21 protein-coding genes, 1 pseudogene and 1 riboswitch are annotated in these 22,798 nt (G+C 68.3%); of the genes and pseudogenes, 16 read left to right on the top strand and 6 right to left on the bottom strand.

The genetic code is table 11. The features are described from left to right. Positions 1 to 33: 33 nt before the first annotated feature. The 3 genes from BMX32_RS05690 to BMX32_RS05680 all read right to left on the bottom strand — a co-directional run bounded on the left by BMX32_RS05690 (position 34) and on the right by BMX32_RS05680 (position 2,569). Entirely contained in the window at positions 34 to 1,206 is a 1,173-nt protein-coding gene (locus BMX32_RS05690) for an SGNH/GDSL hydrolase family protein (protein ID WP_170843567.1), read from the bottom strand. Between the two features lie 153 nt (positions 1,207 to 1,359). Next, a complete protein-coding gene (locus tag BMX32_RS05685) occupies positions 1,360 to 2,307 on the bottom strand; it encodes an aldo/keto reductase (RefSeq protein WP_029213184.1) in 948 nt (315 codons plus the stop codon). Positions 2,308 to 2,371: 64 nt separating this feature from the next. After that, complete coding sequence (locus BMX32_RS05680; RefSeq protein ID WP_089975483.1) at positions 2,372 to 2,569, bottom strand: hypothetical protein; 198 nt, start codon at positions 2,567 to 2,569, stop codon at positions 2,372 to 2,374. Between the two features lie 119 nt (positions 2,570 to 2,688). Here BMX32_RS05680 and BMX32_RS05675 point away from each other — a divergent pair, with 119 nt between their 5' ends. The 4 genes from BMX32_RS05675 to BMX32_RS05660 all read left to right on the top strand — a co-directional run bounded on the left by BMX32_RS05675 (position 2,689) and on the right by BMX32_RS05660 (position 7,494). After that, positions 2,689 to 3,597 (top strand): LysR substrate-binding domain-containing protein, encoded by a 909-nt coding sequence (locus BMX32_RS05675; RefSeq protein WP_089975480.1) that lies wholly within the window; start codon positions 2,689 to 2,691, stop codon positions 3,595 to 3,597. 294 nt (positions 3,598 to 3,891) lie between these two features. Next, entirely contained in the window at positions 3,892 to 4,071 is a 180-nt protein-coding gene (locus tag BMX32_RS05670; RefSeq protein ID WP_029213181.1) for a hypothetical protein, read from the top strand. A 154-nt stretch (positions 4,072 to 4,225) separates the two neighbouring features. Beyond that, positions 4,226 to 6,853, top strand: coding sequence for a magnesium-translocating P-type ATPase (mgtA, locus tag BMX32_RS05665; protein ID WP_089975478.1), 2,628 nt, complete (start codon positions 4,226 to 4,228; stop codon positions 6,851 to 6,853). Between the two features lie 161 nt (positions 6,854 to 7,014). Beyond that, the gene (locus tag BMX32_RS05660; RefSeq protein WP_029213179.1) at positions 7,015 to 7,494 is read left to right on the top strand and encodes a hypothetical protein; all 480 of its coding nucleotides are present in this window, start codon (positions 7,015 to 7,017) and stop codon (positions 7,492 to 7,494) included. Positions 7,495 to 7,609: 115 nt separating this feature from the next. On the opposite strand, the gene BMX32_RS05655 is transcribed toward BMX32_RS05660, so the two are convergent. The 3 genes from BMX32_RS05655 to BMX32_RS05645 form a co-directional block, all read right to left on the bottom strand. Next, positions 7,610 to 9,421 carry a GGDEF domain-containing protein gene (locus BMX32_RS05655; RefSeq protein ID WP_089975475.1) on the bottom strand — a complete coding sequence of 604 codons (1,812 nt, stop codon included), beginning with the start codon at positions 9,419 to 9,421 and terminating at the stop codon, positions 7,610 to 7,612. A 30-nt stretch (positions 9,422 to 9,451) separates the two neighbouring features. Beyond that, positions 9,452 to 9,721, bottom strand: a complete 270-nt coding sequence (locus BMX32_RS05650; protein ID WP_089975472.1) for a hypothetical protein — start codon at positions 9,719 to 9,721, stop codon at positions 9,452 to 9,454. Positions 9,722 to 9,807: 86 nt separating this feature from the next. After that, the gene (locus tag BMX32_RS05645) at positions 9,808 to 10,608 is read right to left on the bottom strand and encodes an SAM-dependent methyltransferase (RefSeq protein ID WP_089975469.1); all 801 of its coding nucleotides are present in this window, start codon (positions 10,606 to 10,608) and stop codon (positions 9,808 to 9,810) included. Positions 10,609 to 10,737: 129 nt separating this feature from the next. Here BMX32_RS05645 and BMX32_RS05640 point away from each other — a divergent pair. The 12 genes and pseudogenes from BMX32_RS05640 to BMX32_RS05585 all read left to right on the top strand — a co-directional run. Then, positions 10,738 to 11,841, top strand: a pseudogene (locus BMX32_RS05640) (acyltransferase); the annotation flags it as partial. Then, positions 11,838 to 12,072, top strand: a riboswitch (cobalamin riboswitch). (Overlaps the previous pseudogene by 4 nt.) Before the next feature lie 115 nt (positions 12,073 to 12,187). Further along, entirely contained in the window at positions 12,188 to 14,065 is a 1,878-nt protein-coding gene (btuB, locus tag BMX32_RS05635) for a TonB-dependent vitamin B12 receptor (RefSeq protein ID WP_280140820.1), read from the top strand. 26 nt (positions 14,066 to 14,091) lie between these two features. Next, positions 14,092 to 14,673 carry a hypothetical protein gene (locus BMX32_RS05630; protein ID WP_089975464.1) on the top strand — a complete coding sequence of 194 codons (582 nt, stop codon included), beginning with the start codon at positions 14,092 to 14,094 and terminating at the stop codon, positions 14,671 to 14,673. Next, positions 14,670 to 15,299, top strand: a complete 630-nt coding sequence (gene cobO, locus BMX32_RS05625; protein WP_089975462.1) for a cob(I)yrinic acid a,c-diamide adenosyltransferase — start codon at positions 14,670 to 14,672, stop codon at positions 15,297 to 15,299. Before BMX32_RS05630 ends, cobO begins: the two co-directional genes overlap by 4 nt. Beyond that, positions 15,296 to 16,585 carry a cobyrinate a,c-diamide synthase gene (locus BMX32_RS05620; protein WP_244511424.1) on the top strand — a complete coding sequence of 430 codons (1,290 nt, stop codon included), beginning with the start codon at positions 15,296 to 15,298 and terminating at the stop codon, positions 16,583 to 16,585. Before cobO ends, BMX32_RS05620 begins: the two co-directional genes overlap by 4 nt. Positions 16,586 to 16,602: 17 nt before the next feature. After that, positions 16,603 to 17,490 carry an adenosylcobinamide-phosphate synthase CbiB gene (gene cbiB / locus BMX32_RS05615; RefSeq protein ID WP_170843607.1) on the top strand — a complete coding sequence of 296 codons (888 nt, stop codon included), beginning with the start codon at positions 16,603 to 16,605 and terminating at the stop codon, positions 17,488 to 17,490. Further along, a complete protein-coding gene (gene cobD, locus BMX32_RS05610) occupies positions 17,483 to 18,460 on the top strand; it encodes a threonine-phosphate decarboxylase CobD (RefSeq protein ID WP_089975454.1) in 978 nt (325 codons plus the stop codon). Before cbiB ends, cobD begins: the two co-directional genes overlap by 8 nt. Next, on the top strand, positions 18,457 to 19,917 hold the full coding sequence (locus tag BMX32_RS05605; RefSeq protein ID WP_089975451.1) for a cobyric acid synthase: 1,461 nt from the start codon (positions 18,457 to 18,459) through the stop codon (positions 19,915 to 19,917). The genes cobD and BMX32_RS05605 overlap by 4 nt, the downstream gene beginning before the upstream one ends. Beyond that, entirely contained in the window at positions 19,911 to 20,429 is a 519-nt protein-coding gene (gene cobU, locus BMX32_RS05600; protein WP_089975448.1) for a bifunctional adenosylcobinamide kinase/adenosylcobinamide-phosphate guanylyltransferase, read from the top strand. The genes BMX32_RS05605 and cobU overlap by 7 nt, the downstream gene beginning before the upstream one ends. Then, positions 20,426 to 21,469 (top strand): nicotinate-nucleotide--dimethylbenzimidazole phosphoribosyltransferase, encoded by a 1,044-nt coding sequence (cobT, locus tag BMX32_RS05595; protein ID WP_029213170.1) that lies wholly within the window; start codon positions 20,426 to 20,428, stop codon positions 21,467 to 21,469. The genes cobU and cobT overlap by 4 nt, the downstream gene beginning before the upstream one ends. Beyond that, positions 21,466 to 22,005 (top strand): histidine phosphatase family protein, encoded by a 540-nt coding sequence (locus BMX32_RS05590; protein ID WP_089975446.1) that lies wholly within the window; start codon positions 21,466 to 21,468, stop codon positions 22,003 to 22,005. The genes cobT and BMX32_RS05590 overlap by 4 nt, the downstream gene beginning before the upstream one ends. Continuing rightward, the gene (locus BMX32_RS05585; RefSeq protein WP_089976987.1) at positions 22,002 to 22,718 is read left to right on the top strand and encodes an adenosylcobinamide-GDP ribazoletransferase; all 717 of its coding nucleotides are present in this window, start codon (positions 22,002 to 22,004) and stop codon (positions 22,716 to 22,718) included. The genes BMX32_RS05590 and BMX32_RS05585 overlap by 4 nt, the downstream gene beginning before the upstream one ends. Positions 22,719 to 22,798: the final 80 nt, after the last annotated feature.

Genomic DNA, 22,798 nt, shown 5'->3' with positions numbered 1-22,798 from the left:
TCACAGCCACCTCTTCCCGCACGGCGAGACGTGCTATGGGCTCAGTCCCCACGCCGCGGGCGCGTACTGCACCGCCCACTCGGCCATCAGGCGATGCACACGAGCCGTCGGGTGCAGCGTGTCCCAGAACACGTAATCGTCGGGCCGGCAGCCGGGTCGCAGGGCGGGCTTGCGGATGTAGTTGAGCGAGCTGGTGTCGTCGATCGCCAGGCACGATTCCGACGCGTTACGGAACCCGAACCGGTCCGGCGAGGCCATCAGTTCGTCGAACGAGCTGCGGGCGTCGACCACGCGGATCGTCGCGCCCGTCGCGGCCGCGACGCGTGCGGCCACGTCGCCGATCCGCGCGTTGTAATACTCGACCTTGCCGAGCACCGTGTGCGCGTCCTTTCTGCCCATACGGAAGACCGGCGCCCGCGAAAGGTCGGGCAGGTTCACGATCAGGATCTTCCGTGCGCCCGCGTGGGCGAGCTTGTACAGCGCTTCTTCCTGCTGCGCGACGATCGCCGGCGCCGGCTTGTCGTCGTTGACGAAGTCGTTGCCCGCCACGAGGAACGTGAACAGCGTGCGCGACGGATCGTAGCCGCGCGCGTGCTTCACGTACGACCGGAAGCTATCGATCTGGCTTGCGATGCCATGGATCAGGCCGAAGTGCGCGTCTTTCGTCTGCGCGCCACCGATGGCCCAGTTGTTCAGGACGAGGCCGTTATTCGCCGCGAGGTTTTCGACCCACGTCGGGCCGTTGCTGAAGCGACCGGCGAACCACGCCGCGCTCGGCAGTTTCCACTGCGATTCGTTGTACATGTTGCCGGTATCGGAAAGGCTGTCGCCGAACGCCACGACGCGTTCGATCGGCGCGCCGGGTTTCAGGTCGCCGTTGAACCAGAACTCGTAGTTGTAGCTAAGGTCCGACGTCGCGGCGGTCATGCCGATGAATTGGCCCGCCGTCGGCACGCCTGCCAGATGGCGCCGGCAGGCGGCCTCGAGTTCGGTCGGCGATTGGTCCGTGAAGAACATGCTTCGTGAGGGAAGAATACTGGCGTTGTGCCAGTAGCCTTCGACGCGCGTCGGCGCCTGACTGAAGCCGGTCGCGGAGGGGTCGGGATTCGCCGGCAGCCTGTAGTGGCAGCGAAGGCCGGACGTGTCGGCGGCCGATGCGGCGAGCGGTATGCAGGCGAGCGCGACGACCGCGAGTGCGTGGCGCAAGGAACGGCGCCGTCCGGCGCGGACAGGGGAGGGATGTGGGTACATGGTGTCTTCCGTGATGATCGATGGACCGGTGGGGAGCCGGTCGATCGATCATCGTGGAAGCGCCCGCCGTCTGATGCAGGCGGTTTACTTACGTCGCTGTAGGCGGTTTCAGCTCGCGCTGGCTTCCGTCAGCGTGCGGACCGCATCCGGGGACAGCCTCAGCTCGGCGGCCCTGGCGATCTCGCCGAGCTGTTCGACCGAGGTCGCGCTCGCGATGGCGGCCGCGATGGACGGCTGCGCCATGACCCATGCCAGCGCGACCTGCGCCGGCTTCGCGTCGTGCGCCTCCGCGACCGTGTCGAGCGCGTCAAGTACGCGGAAGCCGCGCTCGTTCAGATAGTTCTTTACCTTGCCCGCGCGCGCACTGCTCTTGGTCAGATCGGCCTCGCTGCGATACTTGCCGCTGAGGAAGCCGCTCGCCAGCGAGTAGTAGCTGATGACGCCGACGTTCTCCCTCACGCAGAGCGGCTGAAGGCCCTCCTCGAAGCCCTTTCGATCCATGAGGTTGTACTCGGGCTGCATGCTCTCGTAGCGTGCGAGTCCCTTGTCGCGGCTGGTAGTCAGCGCGTCGGCGAGGCGCGTGCTCTCGTAGTTGGATGCACCGATCACGCGCACCTTGCCGGCGTTCACCAGATCGTCGAACGCGCGCAGCGTTTCTTCGAGCGGTACCTTCGGATCGTCCTCGTGCGACTGGTAGAGGTCGATATGGTCCACCTGCAAACGGCGCAACGAATCCTCGACGGCCTCGCGGATGTTCACCGGAGAGAGGCCCGGATAGCGAGCCCATTTGCCGACCTTCGTCGCGATCACGACCTTGTCCCGCTTGCCGCTCCGCTTCAGCCATTTACCGATGATGGTCTCCGATTCGCCGCCCTCGTTACCCGGCACCCACGCCTCGTAGACGTCAGCGGTATCGATGAGGTTGAAGCCGTGGTCGACGAACGCGTCGAGCAGGTCGAACGAGCGCGACTCGTCGACACTCCATCCGAACACGTTGCCGCCAAAGGCGAGCGGGGCGACCCTGAGCGGCGACTGGCCGATCTGGCGAAGCGTCATGCGGAATCTCCGATAGCCTGGAAAATGCCATCATGACGCATGCCAGGTTGAGGCGGCGTGTCCGTCAGCAGGCCGCGCAGTCTGGCCGCAGAGGAAGCGGCGCGGACAGCACGCCATCGTGCGTCGGCGCACGCGATGGCTCGGCCTTGGGGGAGCCCACCGCAGGTGTTCGGGCATCGTCGTCGCGACCGAGACGAAGCACGAGCTGCGTGTCGACGATATGGCCGTGCATGAAGGCAAGGCCGGTGTAGATCGATGCCATGACAACCTCCGTTCCCGTCCGGTCGCAAGGGCTTGCGACTCAATGTGGGCTAAAGGGTGCACTTTCCGCCGGATCGCAAAAAGCGATATGTTTGCAACCCGGCATTGAGGATTTTTCACATGTCCCGCCTCCCGCTCGGTCTGCTCCAGGGGTTCGTTCTGGTCGCCCGCACGGGCAAGCTGTCGCGCGCGGCCGAGCAGCTGAACCTCACCGTCAGCGCGCTCAGCCACCAGATCCGCAACCTCGAAGAACGGCTCGGTCGTACCCTCTTCGACCGGGGTCCGCGCGGCGTGTCGCTCACCGCGGACGGCGCCAGCCTCCTCGAGGCCATCGGCCATCATTTCGAAGGTATCGAGCATGCGCTCGGGCGGTTCGAGGCGCGCCACCAGGACGCGGTGACCCTGAGCGTCCTGCCGTCGGTCGCGTCGAGCTGGCTCGTTCCGCGGCTGCCGCGTCTGGTCGGCAAGCATCCGGAAATCGAACTCAGTCTCCACTCGTCGGTGTCGATCGTCGACTTCGACCGCGAGCCCAACGTCGACGTGGCGTTCCGCTACGGCCTGGGCGCATGGCCACGCACGAAGGCGGAGCGTCTCTTCGACGAATACATCGTGCCGATCGCCAGTCCGTCCCTCGTGCGCCGGATGGGCGGGCTGCCCACGACCTCGCTCGCGGGCTGGCCGCTGCTCGGCGATCCGTCGGGACGCTGGAACGACTGGGCCGAGGCGTTCGGCATGCCACTGCCGTCGCGCTACGTCGCGCGGTTCGACAACACCGAGCACCTGCAACGCGCGGTGCTCGAAGGCATGGGCGTCGCCCTCGGTCGCCTGGTGATGGCCCGTTCGCTGATCGAGTGCGGCGCGCTCACGGTACTGTGCCAGGAACGCCTGCGCGTCGCGGAAGCGTATTACCTCGTCTATCCGAAGCGCTCGGAAGCGCACAGCGGCGTGGCCCGCGTGCGCGACTGGTTGCTGGGGGAGGCGAAGGACTACGAAGCGGGCCTCGCCGCGACGATGCCGGTCACGGCGTGACCGTAGCGCCCGGTCGTCGGCGGATACGACAGCGCTTGACCGCCTTGCGCCGCGGCGCGACAATTCCCCGGCTACCCGGCGGCATTTCGCCCGGTGGCACCCTCCTTACCTTATTCAGGCATATGGACGTCTACCCTAGTCGACGCGCCGGCTCCCGCACGCATCGGGTCCCGGCGCTGGCAAAACTCATCGCCCGCGGCGACCGTACCCGGTCGGCCGGCGCTTTCCTCCGCTAGGGAAAGTCCGGCTCACCTCGTCGGAAGCCGTGAGCTTCCGTTATCCGAGGATCGAGCCATGAATCTCTCCATCGAAAAGACCGGCCCGCGCATGTTCGGCCGCCGTCTCGCCTTCGCACTCGCCCGTCGCCGCGCCACCGGTCCCGTGCAGCAGAAGCGCACGATCACCGTGCCGCGCTCGCTGGATGTCGCCGAAAGCCAGGCGAAACCGGCGGATGGCAAACTCCAGCAGCCATGAACTGCGACATAGACAGTACGGCGCGGCTCACGCCGTCCGCCGCGAACCTTTCCAGCGATGACGAACGTCGGCTCCCCGCCGGCGCGCTCGCCTTCGGCAGCTAGCCGAGAGGCGCTCGCGCCTGTCCGGACCGGGGTCCGGCAGGAAGCGAGCCATGAATAAGCACCTCTCGCAGGCGGCCGTCGCCGCCCGTACCTATGCCATCGCAAGCGCGGACGCGTGGCGTCCTGCGGATGAACTGCTGCGCGCGCTCGATGCGCGCCCCGACGGCCTCGACGAACCGGCGATCGCCGAGCGGATGGACCGCGACGGCATCAACGAAGTCGGGCACGAGAAGCCGCCCCACTGGTCGATCCAGCTGCTGCACGCTTTCCGCAACCCGTTCATCATCGTGCTGCTGGTGCTGGCCGTGGTGCAGCTCGTCACCGAGCCGGACGACTACACCGGACCCCTGATCATCGCGGTGATGGTGGGCATCAGCGTGGTGCTGTCGTTCACCCAGGAATTCCGCTCGTCGCGCGCGGCGGAAAAACTGAAGGCGATGGTGCGCAACACCGCGACGGTCACCCGTCGCGCGGACGACGGCCATGCGGAGCGTATCGAGGTGCCGGTCGAGGAGCTGGTCGTGGGCGACATCGTCCACCTCGGTGCCGGCGACATGGTGCCCGCCGACCTGCGCCTGCTGGCGGCGAAGGATCTCTTCATCAGCCAGGCGATCCTCACCGGCGAATCGATTCCGGTCGAGAAGATCGCGCCGAATGGCACCACGACCGGCGACGCCGCGTCGGGTCCGCTCGATCTGCCGACAGTCTGCTACATGGGCACCAACGTCGTGTCGGGCAGCGCCACGGCCGTGGTGCTGGCGACGGGCGCGCGCACGTACCTCGGATCCCTCGCGCACACGCTGTCGGGCGAACGGGTGCAGACGAGCTTCGATCGCGGCATTTCGTCGGTGAGCTGGCTGCTGATCCGCTTCATGGCGGTGATGGTGCCGATCGTTTTCGTCATCAACGGCTTCGACAAGCACGACTGGCTGCAGGCGTTCATGTTCGGCCTGTCGGTCGCGGTCGGCCTGACGCCGGAGATGCTGCCGCTGATCGTCACCGCGAACCTCGGCAAGGGCGCCATCGCCATGTCGAAGCGCAAGGTCGTCGTGAAGCGCCTCAACGCCATCCAGAACTTCGGCGCCATGGACGTGCTCTGCACCGACAAGACCGGCACGCTCACGCTGGACAGGATCGTGCTCGAGCGCCACGTCGATCTCGCGGGCGGCGATTCGGACGAGGCGCTGGAATTCGGCTATCTCAACAGCAGGTTCCAGACGGGTCTGCGCAACCTGATGGACAAGGCCGTGCTTGCCCATCGCGATCTCGAGCCCATGGCGCGCGGCTTCCGCATCGTCGACGAGATCCCGTTCGACTTCCAGCGCCGGCGCATGTCGGTCGTGGTGAGCGACGGCGACGGTCAGCAGCTGCTCGTCTGCAAGGGTGCGGTGGAGGAGATGCTCGCGATCTGCACGCAGGCCCGCACCGGCGACGTGACGGAACCGATGACCGACGCGAAACGTGCCGAGATCCGCGCGATGACGCGTCGTCTCAACGACGACGGCCTTCGCGTGCTCGTCGTCGCCATTCGCGTGGACCCGTCGGCCGACCGCGCGTATGGCGTGAAGGATGAAGCCGGCCTCACGGCCGTCGGCTGCCTCGCGTTCCTCGATCCCCCGAAGGACTCGGCGGCCACCGCCATCCGGGCGCTGCACCATCACGGCGTCGCGGTGAAGGTGATCACGGGCGACAACGAGGCCGTGACGCGGAAGATCTGTGCCGAGGTCGGCCTCGACGTCGCGGGCTCGGTGCAGGGGCGCGACATCGAGCAGCTCGACGACGAGGCGCTCGATGCGATGGTCGAAGAGACCACGGTCTTCGCGAAGATGTCGCCGGTGCAGAAGGCGCGCGTGGTGAAAGCGTTGCAGCGGCGCGGGCACACGGTGGGCTTTCTCGGCGATGGCATCAACGACGCGCCGGCCCTGCGCGACGCGGACGTCGGCATCTCGGTGGACACGGCGACGGACATCGCCAAGGAATCGGCCGATATCATCCTGCTCGAAAAGAATCTGATGGTGCTGGAAGAAGGCGTGATCGAGGGACGCATCACGTTCGGCAACATCATGAAGTACATCAAGATGACGGCGAGCTCGAACTTCGGCAACGTGTTCAGCGTGCTGGTCGCGAGCGCGTTCCTGCCGTTCCTGCCGATGCTTCCGTTGCAGATCCTGGTGCAGAACCTGCTCTACGACCTGTCGCAGCTGTCGATCCCGTTCGACCGCATGGACGAGGAATACCTGCGTCAGCCGCGCAAGTGGGATGCCGGCGACATCGGCCGCTTCATGGTGTGGATCGGTCCGGTCAGCTCCGTGTTCGACATCACCACGTTCTGGCTGATGTGGCACTACTTCGGCGCGCACGACGTGGCGCACCAGTCGCTGTTCCAGTCGGGCTGGTTCATCGAAGGACTGCTGTCGCAGACGCTCGTGGTGCACATGATCCGCACGCGGCGGGTGCCGTTCTTGCGCAGCATGGCGTCCGCTCCGGTGCTCGCCCTGACGGGTGCGATCATGGTGGTGGGCATGCTCATTCCCTATACCGGTCTCGGCGCGCGCATCGGCATGCAGCCGTTGCCGGGGATCTACTTCGCGTGGCTGGCGCTGACGCTCGCGAGCTACTGCGTGCTGACGCAGGTGGTGAAGACGATCTACATCCGGCGCTACGGAACGTGGCTCTGACATCCTGACTTGCGAGCTCTTCCTGTGGGAGCGGCCGCCCAGTGGCGGCCCTCTTACCTCGGGCCGGGAAAGTCCGCTACATCGCGCCATGGGCGCGGTGGGACATACGCGTCGAAGCGGAAAACGTCTCATAGGTGCTCCTCAACCAGGGAGACACCCCGATGTTCCGAAAGACCCTTACTGCCATGCTGTTCGTCGTCCCGGCCGCCGCGTTCGCGCAAGCCGCTCCCACCGCGCCGCGTTATGTCGATGCCATGGATTGGCCGGCGTCGGAAGCCGGCATGGAGCGCTTCGCCAATGCCGAAGTCCGCCTCAACGCCGCGTTCGACAAGATCTGCGGCGACACCTTCTGCGAAGGCGAGTACCCGAACGTCCGCCCGATGCAGCTCAGCTGTTCGGTCGACTCGACCAAGGGCACGCTCAAGCAGTGCCTGTGGCTCTTCTCCGGCAGCACCGCCACCGTGAATGGCAAGTCGGGCGCAGTGCAGAGCACCGCGAAGCTGTTCAAGTGCAAGCTTCTTCTGGCGAAGGACACGCCGGTCGACGCGTTCTACGGAGTCATCGAGGGCGAAGATGCCCTGCACGCCAAGCTGCCGATGACGAATCGTTCGGTATACGACGGCCTCATCGGCTGTCTCTGACGGAAGGGGCGGCTCCCCGGAGCCGCCCATCGCCGGCACGAACGATGTATCGCCGGGATCGACCGCCTCGCCGCATTTCCCTTGCGGCGGGGCGTTTTCACTTGCGCGGAGGAAGCTACTGGCGGGCGAGCTGCACGCGCGGCGCGGATGCGACCGGCGCCTGCTCGTATGCCGGCTCGTTCTCGTCGATGGGCATGGCGAGGATCACGCGATCGCGCCCGGCGCCCTTGCCGCGGTAGAGCGCCTGGTCGGCCGTGCCCAGCAGACGATCGAGGTCGTCGCCGTGGCGTGTGGTGCAGGCCACGCCGAAGCTGGCGGTGACACGGGCGCTCGACGGCGAGCCGACGGGTCCGGCGGCGAAGGCCGCGCGGATCATCTCGGCGCGACGCATGCCGGTGGCTTCGTCGGCATCCGGCAGGAGGATCGCGAACTCCTCGCCACCGAGGCGGCCGAACACATCGCCTTCCAGCAGGTGATCGCGGCACTCCGCGACCACGCGCAGCAGCACCCAGTCGCCTTCGGCATGGCCGAACGTATCGTTCACCATCTTGAAATGATCGAGATCGAACAGGATCAGGCAGCAGGGTCTGTTCGCGCGACGCGCGGCCTGCAGGAGCTGTGTCGAGCGCTCGACGAAATGCTGGCGGTTGCAGATGCCGGTGAGGCTGTCGCGTCGCGCCATGCGCATGAAACGAAGCTGCGAGCGCTTCGTGCGAAGAAGCCACAGCGCGATACCCGCCACGATCGTCAGCAACAGCACGATGTAGAGACGGCTCGACTCCATCGAGCGGCGATCGACCTCGCGCTGCAGATGGAGGATCTGGTTCTGTCGGTCGAGCGCGTCGGCTTCCATGCGACTGGAGGCGACCTGCTGCTTGACCGCCTCATAAGCCAGGGCGCGTGCGGAGATGTCGTTGAGATAGCCCTTGTCGGCCTGCATGTAACGCTCGAGCCACTGCGTCGCGGCCTGGAAATCGCCACGCTGCTTCGCCACGAGGTAGAGCGTGCGGAGCGCGTTGCCGAGCGGTTCCGAGAATTCGCCCGGCACCGAACTCGCGACGGCGGCCAGCGCGTACTTCTGGGCGTCGTCGGCGTCGCCGACTTCGCGATGCGCCTGCGCCAGTGACGATTCGACCTGAGACGTCAGGTTCGGATACCGGTAGCTCAGCACGTCGGCATAGTGCGGTTCCAGCACCGCGATGGCGGCAGCAGGCTTCCCGCGGGCGATGTCGCTATCGGCGACGTCGGCGCGCATCGAATTGGCGACCAGGTTCTCGCCGGCCGTCTCGCACGTGGCGATGCCTTGCGCGAAGCGCGGATCGTCCCCGTCGATCTTCTTGCCGCGGTAGAGCGCGTGCAGCTGGATGTACGTCGCCTTGCACAGGCTTTCGTCGGCGGGTTTCTCGCGGATGGTGCGTTCGGCGTACTCGGCGGCGAGGTCGTGCTGTCCTGCCGCGGTGAGCATCTGCGCCGCTTCGGCGAGGCCGACGTAACGCGCCTGCGGATCCTGCACGTCGGGCAGCGTATCGAGCAGGTCCGCGAGCCGCGAGAACGCATCCTGGTAACGATGACCGATGCCGAGGATGTTGATCAGCGTCGCCGTGGCGCGAAACCTCAGCGTCTTGTCGGACGATCCGCCGACGACGGCCTCCAGGAGGGGCACGGCTTCGTCGTAGCGCCCCGCATACGCGACCTGCCATGCCTCGAGATACCGAAGATGGTCGAGCTGTGCCCGCGTCAGTTGCGTCGTCGCACGCCCGACACGCTCCAGTGTCGCGAGGAATTCGTCGTGCTTCGACGTCTTGCCGGCATCGGCGGCGGCGAGCGTCGCCGACGCGTCCTCACCGGGCGCGAGCTGCGCCGCGGCGTCGAACGAACTCAGTGCCGCTGCCAGCGATACGATCGCCAGCAGGGCGTAACGGGTCAAACCGGCTCCGCGGTTCGCCACGATGCGGGCTCAGGCGCGGTGAAGGCGCATGTGCACGGAGGTTTCCTCGTCGTCCTGTTCTTCATGCTCGTCGGGCGGCGTGTCGTCCATCTGGATGGCGTAGAACACGCCCGGCGCGATCTGCTCGCGCAGCGCCAGCGCGTCACCCGCGAGAATCGCCTGCGCGAGGCCGTCGTCGACGGCAGCCGCCGTCAGTTCGCGTGCGAGGCCGTCCGCACCGGCCGTGCGCAGGCCAGCGCTGGCGCCCATGCGCTCAAGAAAATCGATCACGTTCGACATGTGGTTTGCTTCCCCTGTTGATGCGCCGGCCACCGCTTCGGGCGTCGCGCGCCCGCCGATGATAGCGCGGGAAAAGCACCCTGCTGTTAAGTCGGGGACGGCATGCCGAGGGCGGCCAGACGGGCCCGGATCGCCGGGTCGGGCGCCAGGCGTCGGCACGGCGGCACGACGAGGGTGTCCGCCATGCCGATCGCCGCACCGGGCAGGGCGGAGAGGAGGATGTGCTCCATCCGCGCCGCTTCGAAGGGAAGGGTCGGCGCCTGGTAGACGATCACGCCATGGTCCGCCGGATAGTCCCGACGGAGGACATCCGTCAGGATCGCCAGCCGCTCCGGGTCGGTGTCGAAGCGCCCTTCGCCGAGGTCGCCGGCGAGGCCGACCTGCCACAGCACGAGCCAGGCGGACGTATCGATCGTCCGGCGGAAGAGCATGAACTGGGTCGCGCCGAGGTGCATGCAGCCCACCCGGCCCGGGTCCAGCCCGAGATCCGCGTAGAGGCAATCCTCGGACGAGACGCCCGGTTCCATGATGGCGGTGAAGCCTTCCGCCCTTGCTCGCGCGATCGCGTCGTGCGGTGCCTGCGCGAAGACGCCGGGGTGCCCGTAGAACACGCCGCAGACCTTCTGCCCGAGGCGGACCTCGGCGAGCATCGCGTCCGCCATCTCCCGATACGTCTCGCCGCGGGGTTTGCCCTCGGCATAGAAGCCCTGAAGGCTGCGCACGTCGTGATGCATGCGGCGCACCCACGCCTCCACCACGCCATCGGACACGCCGGCGAACACCACGTCGGCCGACGCGATGTGGCTGCGTGCGAGCGGCGTCAGGTGCGAGCCCAGCGTGATGCCGAGCCCGACGCAGGCGAGCGTCCCCTGTCGTGTCTGCGTCATGTGCGGATCCCAAAGCGATAGCCACGCCGATGGTAGCGCGATGCTCGTCTGCCACCGAAATGCCACGCCTTGCGCCGGGCCATGACCGCGTGCACCCGCACCATCGCGGGATCGACAGGGGATGCCACCATGCAACGCACACCGGGACTCGACACGTTGCGCGCCGTCGCCATCGTCTGGGTCATGCTGTTCCACAGTTACCTCGTGGGCGGGCTGGGCGACGGCTTCGGCGTGCTGGAACGATCGGGGTGGATGGGCGTCGACCTGTTCTTCGTGCTCAGCGGCTACCTCATCGGCACGCAGGTGCTCACGTCGCTGCGGGACACCGGCAGGCTCGATCTGCGCGCCTTCTATGTCCGCCGCGCGACGCGCATCCTTCCCGCGTTCCTCGTCGTGCTCGCTCTCTACGCCTGCTGGCCGGCGTGGCGCGAGGTGCCGGAGATGCAGCCGCTCTGGCAGTTCCTCACGTTCACCTTCAATCTCCTCGTCGGCAGCGACGCCCGCTTCGCGTTCTCGCACGTGTGGTCGCTGTGCGTGGAAGAGCATTTCTACCTCGTCTTCCCTTTCCTTGCGATCGCGATGACGCGCCAACCGTCGACCGCACGGTCCGTCGCGCTCGGTGTCGCCGTGGTGCTCGGTGGCATCGGGCTTCGCGCCTGGCTCTGGCAACACGCGATCGCGCCGCTGCGCGCCACCGGCAGCGACGTCGGCCTGGCCTACCTGGGCAATCTCTACTACCCCACGTGGTCGCGTCTCGACGGCCTGGTCGCCGGGGTCGCGCTGGCCGCGTGCGCCGTCTACCGGCCGTCGACGATGGCCCGGATGCGCGAGCGAAGCGGTTCGCTGCTGTTCGCTGGCGCGACCTGCCTCGGCGCCGCGCTGATCCTGTTCGACGGCGCGCGCACCGAACTCTGGCCCTGCGTCATCGGCTATCCGCTCATCGCGCTCGCCATGGCGCTGTTCGTGGCGACCGCCAGCGGCGGCTCGTGGCTGGCTCGCTGTGATCTGCCGGGCGCCGGGTGGCTGGCACGTGCCTCGTACAGCCTGTACCTGAGTCACAAGGGCGTGTTCCACCTGGTGGATACGGGGCTGGACGGCCATCTGGACGGCCATCGCTTCATTCGCTTCGCCGTCTACGCGGTCGCCACCCTCGCCGGTGGTGCGGCGCTGCATTACGCGGTGGAACGTCCCGTCCTGCGCTGGCGCGACCGCCGTCGTCACGCTTCGGCTACAATGCCGGTCCCCAAGGTGATCCGCGGCGTCAGCGCCACGGATTGAAACGGGAATCCGGTGACGCGCGCGGCCCATGAAGCCTCGTGCCATTCCGGAGCTGCCCCCGCAACGGTAGGCGAGCAACGAGGTCGGCATCGAAGCCACTGTGCCTTCATGGCATGGGAAGGCGCCGTCCCGCAGGGCAACCTGCGCTCGCGAGCCCGGAGACCGGCCACTGGGATTCACCGGACAGGCGGAGGGCCATGTCGTGGGTGGCCGTCGCCACGTCGGCAATCCCGCGTCACCCTGTGCCCGTCCCTCGCCATTCATGCCGCGCGGGTTGGCGCGGTTCGCAGGGAGTCACCACGTGTCGTTTCGTTCTTCCACCCTCGCGGTCGCCATCGCGACGGCTCTTTTCGCACCTCTTCCGGTCAACGCCGCCGACGCGTCGACGGACCTCGACAGTGTCGTCGTCACGGCCAGCCGTACCGAACTGACCCAGAGCCAGGTACTCGCCGCCTCCACGGTCATCGATCGCGCCGAGATCGAGCGCCTGCAGCCGCGTTCGCTCGCCGACCTCCTGCGTGCCACGCCCGGCGTGTCCATCGCCAACAACGGCGGTCCGGGCAAGTCCACGTCCGTTTTCCTGCGCGGTACGGAATCCGATCACGTGCTCGTGCTCGTCGATGGCGTGAAGATCGGCTCGGCGACCTCGGGCACGGCGGCATTCCAGGACATCCCGGTCGACCAGATCGAACGCATCGAAATCGTGCGTGGTCCTTATTCGAGCCTGTACGGCTCCGACGCGCTGGGCGGCGTCATCCAGATCTTCACCCGTCGTCCGCAGGGTGCGTTCGTGCCGAACGCCTCGGTCGGCATCGGCAGCTACGATACCCTGCGCGGCTCGGTCGGCTTCGCCGGCCGTGGCACGCAGGGCTGGTACTCGGTGGAGGCGAGCCACGACCAGACCGACGGCATCAATGCCTGCCGGGGCAAACCGAGCCCGCGCGGTGGCGGCTGCTATACGTACGAGCCGGATCGCGACGGCTACCGCAACAACGCGCTGTCGCTGAAGGGCGGCTGGCGCTTCGACGAGCAGTGGGACGCCGATGCCACGGCCACGCGGTCGGAAGGCCGCAACCACTACGACGGCACCAGCAGCAATTTCGCCGAGTCGGCGACGCAGGTGCTCGGTGGCCGCGTGCGCTACAAGCCGGCGAAGGACGTGCAGATAACGGCCAACGTCGGTCGGAGCGAAGACCTCTCGACCGATTACGAAAACGGCGATTACGCCGACACGTTCAACACGCACCGCGACCTCGCCTCGCTGCAGGCCGATCTTGGCCGCATCGGCGGCAGCGCGGGCCTGACGACGGTCGGCTTCGACTGGCAGCGCGACCGCGTCGTCGGCAGCACCGACTACTTCGTCGATGCACGTCGTAACCACGCGCTGTTCGCGCAGTGGCAGCAGGAGTTCGGCGACAGCTCGGTGCAGGGCAGCCTCCGCCACGACGAGAACAGCCAGTTCGGCGGCAAGACGACCGGCAGCCTGCAGTACGGTTACGCGCTGACGAAGTCGCTGCGCGTCACGGGTAGCTACGGTACCGCCTTCAAGGCGCCGACGTTCAACGATCTGTACTACCCGGATTACGGCAATCCGGACCTCGCACCCGAAACGTCCCGCAACTGGGAACTGGGTATCCGCGGCACGCCGGTCTGGGGCAACTGGTCGCTCAACGCGTTCCAGAACGAAATCGACCACCTGATCGTGTTCGACTCGAGCCTGAGCGGCCCGCTGTTCCCGTTCGGCGGCGCGAACAACATCGATCGATCGCGCATCCGCGGCGTGGAGCTCGCCGCCGACACCACGCTCGGCGACTGGCGCCTGGGCGGGAACGCGACGTGGCTGCAGCCGGAGGACCGCAGCGACGACGGCACGCGTGGCAACCTGCTGCCGCGTCGCGCGCGTCGCACCGCCAACGTCGACGTCGACCGCACGTTCGGCGCCGTGAGCGTCGGTGCCAGCGTGTTCGCCTCCGGCTACCGCTACGACGACACCGCGAACCTCAACCGGCTGGGCGGCTACGCGCTGACCGACCTGCGCATGGCCTACGCCTTCGATGCCGCGTGGAAGGTGGAACTCGCCGCGAAGAACGTGTTCGACCGCCACTACGAGACCGCGCGCTATTTCAACCAGCCCGGTCGCAACTGGATGCTGACGCTGCGCTACCAGCCGCGTTCCTGATCGACGCCCCCACCGAAGGACATCCGATGAAACCGTTGTCACGCCCCTTGTTCGCCGCCGTCGCCGCGCTGTTCGCACTGGTGATGATCGCCACGCGATTCCATCACTTCGGCGACGTGCTGCACCTGCCGGACGCCTCGATGGCGTTGTTCTTCCTCGGGGGCATCTACCTGCGCAGGCATCTGGCCTTCGTCGCCTTCGTCGTGCTGTCGGTGCTCATCGACTGGTACTCGGTGAGCTATGCCGGCGTCAGCGACTTCTGCATCACGGTGGCGTACTCGTTCCTGCCGCTGGCTTATGCCGTGCTCTGGTATGCCGGTCGTCTGGTCGCGCCGCGCTACGACGGATCCTTCGCATCCCACGCGATCGTGTTCGGCACGCTGCTGGTCGCCGCCACGCTGTCCTACGCCGTGTCGAACGGCGCGTTCTACTGGCTGGGCGGGCGGTATTCCGAGCCGAACATGGCCCAGTACCTCGACCGCTTCATGCAGTGGGCGCCACTCTTCGTACGCGCGGCCGCGGCTTATGTCGCCGTGGCGCAGGTGGCGCAGGCGCTCGTGTTCCGCTTCGCGCCGCGCACGGGCGACGGCAAGACCGCACGCGCATGACGGAGCCGACGCCCTGGCACGAGATGGACGACGACGCGCGTCATCGCGACCGCATGCGCCGGAAAAAAGCGCTGATCGACCGGCGCATCGCGCGCGCCACCATCGATCGCGGCGTGCTCGTAGTGAACACGGGCAACGGCAAGGGCAAGAGTTCGTCCGGCTTCGGTATGCTGGCGCGGTCGCTCGGCCATGGCTTCCGCTGCGGCGTGGTGCAGTTCATCAAGGGCAGCTTTTCCACCGGCGAGGAGGCGTTCTTCCGCATGTTCGAGGATGGCCCGCTCGATTACCACGTGATGGGCGAAGGCTACACGTGGGAAACGCAGGATCGGACGCGCGACATCGCCGCGGCCTTGGCAGCGTGGGATGTCGCCGAACGGATGCTGCGCGACCCGGCGTACGACTTCGTGCTGCTCGACGAACTCAACATCGCGCTGGTGAAGCAGTACATCCCGCTCGACCGCGTTCTGAACGCGCTGACCTCGCGTCCCGGGCGACAGCACGTGGTCGTGACCGGTCGCGGCGCGCCGGACGCGCTCGTCGCGGTGGCCGATACGGTGACGGAAATGCGCGTGGTGAAGCACGCGTACCAGGCCGGCATCCGCGCGCAGAAGGGCGTGGAGCTGTGACCCGCTCCTGTCCGGCCTTGCTGGTATCCGCGCCCGCATCGGGGCAGGGCAAGACCAGCGTCACCGCTGCCATCGCACGGGCGCAAACGCGCAAAGGCCTATGCGTGCGCGTGTTCAAGACGGGGCCGGACTTCCTCGACCCGATGATCCTCGAACGTGCGAGCGGCGGCCCGGTGTTTCAGCTCGACCCGTGGATGGGCGGCCCGGAGGACGTGCGCGCACGTCTGTACGACGCCGCGGGCGACGCGGATCTCATCCTCGTCGAGGGCGTCATGGGACTCTTCGATGGCTCCCCGTCCAGCGCGGACCTCGCCATCGCGTTCGGCCTGCCGGTGCTGGCCGTCATCGACGGAAGCGCGATGGCGCAGACGTTCGGCGCGCTGGCGCACGGTCTGGCCACCTACCGCTACGGGCTGCCGTTCCATGGCGTCCTTGCGAACCGCGTCGGCAGTGCGTATCACGCGACGCTGTTGCGCGAGAGCCTGGACCCGGGCACCGCATGGTGCGGCACCCTGCCGCGCGACGTCGCCATGAGCCTGCCGGAACGTCACCTAGGGCTCGTGCCGGCAGACGAGCTGGCCGACCTCGACGCGCGCCTCGACGCGCTGGCGGATGCGTGGCTCGCGCAGGAGGCGACGGCGCTCCCGCCACCCGTGACGTTCGCCGTGCCGGATGCCGTCGTGTCCACGCTGCGTCTCGACGGCGTGCGGATCGCCGTCGCCCGTGACGCCGCGTTCGCGTTCCTCTATCCGGCGAACCTCGCGCTGCTCGAAGCGGCCGGTGCGTCCCTGCGCTTCTTCTCGCCGGTATCCGGCGAGCGGTTACCCGCGTGCGATGCCGTCTGGCTGCCCGGCGGTTATCCGGAACTCCATCTCGACGCCCTCGGCGCGGCGACCGGACTGCGTGACGACCTGCACGCGCACGTCGACGCGGGCCGGCCGTTGCTCGCCGAATGCGGCGGCCTGCTCTACGCGCTGGACCGTCTCACCGATCGCGATGGGCGCAGTGCATCCATGGCCGGCCTCATCGCCGGACACGCCACGATGCAGCCGCGTATGGCCGCCCTGGGCATGCAGTCGGTCGACCTGCCCGAAGGTGCGTTGCGCGGGCACTCCTTCCACTACGCGCAGGCGTCGGTCGACGCCGAACCGCTGGCGAGCGCGACGAATCCGAACGGCGGCCCGACGACCGAACGGGTGTACCGGCGCGCGCGGATGACGGCGAGCTTCGTGCACTTCTACTTTCCCTCGCATCCGGATGCGGCGATGAGGCTGTTCCTGCCGTGACCGCCGCGCTGGCGGCGATGATGGCCGTGCTCGTCGACGCGCTGGTGGGCGAGCCACGTCGGTTCCATCCTCTCGTGGGCTTCGGTCGTGTCGCGAGCGCCATCGAGCGGCGCATCCACGCCGACCGCCGCGGCGCGGGCGTGGTCGCCTGGTGCGTGGCGGTGCTTGTTCCGGTGACGCTGCTCGGTGCGTTACACGTTTTGAGCGGCGGCATCGCGGCGTTCGGCATCGACGTGCTCGTGCTTTACGGCGCGCTGGGCCGGCGCAGCCTCGGCGAGCATGCACGTCCGGTGGCCGACGCGTTGTCGGCTGGCGATCTCGCGTCGGCTCGCGACGCCGTCGGGCGCATGGTAAGTCGCGATACCGACGTGCTGGACGCGCGCGGTGTCGCCGCGGCAGCGACGGAATCGGTGCTCGAAAACGGCCACGATGCCGTGTTCGGCGCCCTGTTCTGGTTCGTCGTGCTCGGCGCACCCGGCGCGTTGCTGTTCCGCCTTGCGAACACGCTCGATGCGATGTGGGGATATCGCACGCCGCGATACGAACGTTTCGGCTGGTGCGCCGCGCGAGCCGACGACGCGCTCGGCTTCGTGCCCGCGCGGCTCACCGCGCTGACGTATGCCGCGCTGGGCGATGCGGCGACCGCGATGCGCTGCTGGCGTCGACAGGCGCCGACGTGGGACAGCCCGAACGCCGGCCCGGTCATGGCTGCGGGGGCGGGTGCGTTGCGCGTGAGCCTCGGCGGTGCGGCGCCCTACCACGGGCAATGGGAAGCGCGCCCGACGCTGGGGGAAGGTTTGGCACCCGACGCCGGAACGATCCGGCGTGCCCTGCGACTCGTGGACCGCGGCGTCGTCGCCTGGCTCGTCGTCGCGCTATGCATCGGAGCGATTCGTCATGCTTGAACACGGTGGGCGCCTCGGTCGCGCCGCGGCACGCCACGGCATCGCGCGCGAGCGGTGGCTCGATCTGTCGACGGGCGTGAGCCCGTACGCATGGCCCGTACCGCCGGCGCCCGACGCGGCATGGCATCGCTTGCCGGAGGACGACGACGGGTTGCTGTCGGCGGCACGCGAGTACTACGGCGCCGGGCATCTGCTTCCCGTCGCCGGATCGCAGGCCGCGATCGCCGCGCTTCCACGGCTGCGTGGCCCCTCGCGCGTCGCGGTGATCGCACCGGCGTACGCGGAACATGCGCACGCCTGGCGACGCGCGGGGCACGACGTCGTGACGGTGTCGCTTGCCGACGTGCGCGAGCGGCCCGCGGCGTTCGACGTGGTGGTGCTGATCCGGCCGAACAATCCGACGGGCGATTTCCTGTCGCGTGCCGATACGCTCATGCTGCATGAGTCCATGGGCGAGGCACGCTGGCTCATTGTCGACGAAGCGTTCATCGATGTCCGTCCGGAAGAAAGCCTCGTATCCGAGGCCCGCGAGGGACTGATCGTGCTGCGCTCCGTCGGCAAGTTCTTCGGCCTCGCCGGCGCGCGCGCGGGTTTCGTCGCGGCGTCGCCGACGATCCTCGATGCGCTCGGCGAGGAACTCGGTCCGTGGACACTGAGCGGACCGACACGAGACGCCGTGACCCGCGCGTTGCGCGACATTGTCTGGCAGGTGTCCGTGCGTGAATCGTTGCGCCGGGGGAGCGCGCGGCTCGCCGCGTTGCTCGCGGCGCATGGCCTCGCGCCCGACGGCGGCTGCGAGTTCTTCCAGTACGTGCGGCACGCCGAGGCGGCGGCGATCGCCGAGGCGCTGTGCCGGCATGCGGTGCTCGTGCGCGTCTTCGACGATCCCTCCGCGCTGCGCTTCGGGCTTCCCGGCGACGAGGCGAACGTCGCGCGACTGGACCGCGCGCTGGCGGAGGTGCTGGCATGACCGCCCGCGTGCTCATGGTGCAGGGCTGCACGTCGGATGCCGGCAAGAGCACGGTCGTCGCGGCCCTGTGTCGCTGGCTGCGCCGACGTGGTGTCGCTGTGGCGCCATTCAAACCGCAGAACATGGCGCTCAACTCGGCGGTCACCGTCGACGGCGGCGAGATCGGCCGCGCGCAGGCCGTGCAGGCGCAGGCCGCCGGCGTCGCACCGCATACCGATTTCAATCCCGTGCTCCTGAAGCCGAACAGCGACACGGGGGCGCAGGTGATCGTGCACGGGCATCCCATCGGCAACATGGATGCGGTGGGCTACCACGCTTACAAACGCGTCGCGATGGAAGCGGTGCTCGTCTCGCACGACCGGCTCGTGGCGGCTTACGACGCGGTGGTCGTTGAAGGCGCGGGGAGCCCGGCGGAAATCAACCTGCGCGATCGCGACATCGCGAACATGGGGTATGCCGAAGCCGTCGACTGCCCGGTGCTGCTCGTCGCCGACATCGATCGTGGCGGCGTGTTCGCGCATCTGGTGGGCACGCTGGCGCTGCTGTCCGTGAGCGAGCGCGAGCGGGTGGTCGGGTTCGTCATCAATCGCTTTCGCGGCGACATCGCGCTGCTGCAACCGGGCCTCGACTGGCTCGAACGCGAGACGGGCAAGCCGGTGCTCGGCGTCCTTCCGTGGCTGCACGGCCTCGTGCTCGAGGCGGAAGACGCGTTGCCGCGTGCCCACGTCGCGCGGCCGGACGCGCGGCTGCGCGTCGCCGTACCCGCGTTGCCGCGCATCAGCAATCACACCGATCTCGACGCCTTGCGCCTGCATCCGGACGTCGACTGCATCTTCGTCGGACCGGGTGAACCGTTTCCGTCGTGCGACCTGATCGTGCTTCCCGGTTCGAAGTCCACGCGCGCGGATCTCGCCTGGCTGCGCGCGCAGGGCTGGGACGCCGCGATCCTGCGACACGTGCGCTACGGCGGGCGCGTCGTCGGGATCTGCGGCGGCATGCAGATGCTCGGCCGCGCGGTGCACGACCCCGACGGTATCGAAGGGCCGGCGGGATCGACGGAAGGCCTCGGCCTGCTGGATCTCGAAACGCGGCTCCTGCCGGTGAAGCGACTGGCGAACGTCACGGGGCGCCTCGCGGACGGCGGTGCCCGCGTCAGGGGTTACGAAATCCACTGCGGGGTGAGTGAGGGCGACGCGTTGGCCCATCCTGCCGTGCACCTCGACGACGGCCGCTCCGATGGCGCGCGCTCGGCCGATAGCCGCGTGACCGGGACCTACCTGCACGGTCTCTTCGATCACCCGGAAGCGCTGGCGGCGTGGCTGGGCGACGGATCGGCCACCCCGGTTTTCGACATCGACGCGCAGCGCGAAGCGACGCTGGACCGTCTCGCCGATGCGGTCGATACGTGGATGGACACCGCGGTGCTCGCCCGACTTCTGGAATGTGCCCCATGCTGACGCTCATCCTTGGCGGTGCACGCTCCGGCAAGAGCGCACTCGCGGAGCGCCTTGCGAACGAGAGTGGGCTCGATATCGTCTATATCGCCACGGCGCAGGCGCTGGACGGCGAGATGGCATCGCGCATCGCACACCACAGGGCGCGACGCCCGTCGTCGTGGTCGCTCGTGGAAGAGCCGCTCGCCCTCGCGGCCACGTTGCGCGAGTGCGCGCGCGGCGATCGGCTCGTTCTCGTCGACTGCCTCACGCTCTGGCTCTCCAACCTGCTGGGTGCCGCGCCATCGCGATTCGACATCGAGCGCGCGGCGCTCCTCGACGCGGTGTCCGACCTCCCCGGCGACATCGTGTTCGTGAGTAACGAAGTCGGCCTCGGCATCACGCCGATGGGCGAGCTGACGCGTCGCTTCGTCGATGAAGCGGGGCGTCTTCATCAGGCGCTGGCGCAACGCTGCGATCGCGCGATCTTCGTCGCCGCCGGCCTGCCTCTGACCCTCAAAGGAACTCCTCCATGAACGACTGGCTCGCGGCGCCGTGCCGCGTTCCCGATCACGCCTTCGCCGACGCGGCCAGGGCGCGGCAGAAGGTGCTCACCAAACCGGCGGGCTCGCTCGGCCGGATGGAGACGGTGGCGATCCAGCTCGCCGGACTGCAACGTCGCACGATGCCATCCGCGTCGCGAGTGCGTATCGCCGTGTTCGCGGCCGACCATGGCATCGCCGCCGAGGGCGTGTCGGCATTTCCGCAGGCGGTCACCGGAGAGATGGTGCGCAACTTCGCCGGCGGTGGCGCCGCCATCGCGGTGCTCGCGCGCGAACTGGGTGCGACGCTGGAAGTGGTGAACCTCGGCACCGTGAACGATCCGGGCGACGTCCCCGGCGTGCGCCGGCACGTCATCGCGCCCTCCACGGCGAACTTCGTCACGCACGACGCCATGACCGACGCGCAGCTCGACGCCGCGTTGGCCCAAGGCCTCGCCAGCGTGGAACGCGCCATCGAGGACGGCACCGACATCTACATCGGTGGCGACATGGGTATCGGCAACACCACCGCGGCGAGCGCGCTCGGATGCGCCCTGCTCGGCGCCGCCCCCGGCACGCTCGCGGGTGCGGGCACGGGGCTGGACGCCGCCGGCATCGCACGCAAAACGGGCGTGATCGCGCGCGCGTTGCATCACCATGCTTCCGCGAAGACGGCGCGAGAACGCCTGCGCCGCCTCGGTGGCTTCGAGATAGCCGCCCTGACGGGTGCGTTCGTCGCCGCGGCGCAGCGTGGGTTACCCGTGCTGGTCGACGGTTACATCGCGAGCGTCGCCGCGCTGGCCGCCGTGGCGCTCCGTCCGGAGGTCCGGCCGTGGCTCGTGTTCGCGCACAAATCGCGCGAGCGTGGTCACGCGCGCATTCTCGCGGCACTCGACGCCGAGCCGCTGCTCGATCTGCGCCTCCGGCTGGGCGAAGCGAGCGGTGCGGCCATCGCCGTGCCGCTGCTGCGCATGGCCTGTGCGCTGCATGCGTCGATGGCGACGTTCGCGGAAGCGGGAGTGTCGGAAGCATGAGCATCGATCTCCTTCGCCACGGCGATACGGGACAGCGCAGCTATCGCGGGCAACTGGACGATCCGCTGAGCGAGCTCGGCTGGCGACAGTTGCGCGACGCCGTGCAGGGCGGCACGTGGGACCGCATCGTATCGTCGTCGATGGCGCGCTGCGCGCGTTTCGCCGAAGAGCTGGCGGAGCGCAGCGGCTTGCCGCTGCGCCTCGATCCGCGCCTCGTCGAATATCATTTCGGCGACTGGCAGGGCGTACCGATCGAAACCATCGCGGAAACGGATGGCGATGCGCTCGGACGCTTCTGGGCGGATCCCGTCGCGCATCCGCCACCGGGCGGTGAAACGTTCGACGCGTTCCACGCGCGGTTGACCGCCGCACTCGACGACGTGGCGACCGAAGCGTCGTCGTCGCGCGTCCTGGTCGTGACGCACGGCGGCGCGATCCGTTTGCTGCACTGTGTGGCGGAGCGGCGGGACTTCGGCGACATGGCGGGCATCGACGTGCCGCACGCGTCGTTGCATCCCCTGGCGTGGTCGCGCTGATGCGCGGGCTCGTCGTCGCCTTCGGCTTCCTCACGCGCATTCCCGTTCGCGTGTCCGATGTCGATCGACGGTCGCAGGCGGCCTCGTTGAAGTGGTATCCGCTGGTGGGCGCGACGATCGGGTTGCTGCTGACGGGCGCCGCGATGCTCCTGCATGGCATGCCTGCCCTGCCGGCTGCCGCGGTGCTGCTCGTGGGCTGGGTGGCGATCACCGGCGCGCTTCATCTGGACGGCCTGGCCGACAGCGCGGACGCGTGGATCGGCGGCATGGGCGATCGAGAACGCACGCTGGCGATCATGAAGGACCCGCGCAGCGGGCCGGCGGGTGTCGTCGCACTGGTACTGGTACTGCTGCTGAAATTCGCGGCGCTGGCGACGCTGGCGAACGCGTGGTGGCTGCTGCTCCCCCCGCTGCTGGGGCGCGGCGCGATCGTCGCGTGGTTCCTGTCGACGCCTTACGTGCGCGCGGCGGGACTCGGCGATCCGCTGCGTGGCGCACCGGCGACGGGATGCCATGTGGCCATGGGGTGCGTCGTCGCGATCTGCCTGATGGCCGGCGTGCACGGCATCGTCTCTTTGCTCGTCGCGGCCGCGACGGCATGGCTATGGCGCCGGGCGGTGATGCGTCGCCTGGGCGGTTTCACCGGCGACACGGCGGGTGCCTTGATCGAACTGGTGGAAGCCGCGACGTTGTTGGCGCTAACCGTCGCCTGACCTCTGGGCGTCACCCACGTTTCGTCACGGGCACCGGCGCCCAATCTTCCGATGTTCCCCGGCAGGCTGCCTCGCCACGA

The organism is Luteibacter sp. UNCMF331Sha3.1, assembly GCF_900109915.1.
Taxonomy (GTDB): domain Bacteria; phylum Pseudomonadota; class Gammaproteobacteria; order Xanthomonadales; family Rhodanobacteraceae; genus Luteibacter.
This window is presented reverse-complemented; position numbering and strand designations above follow the sequence as displayed.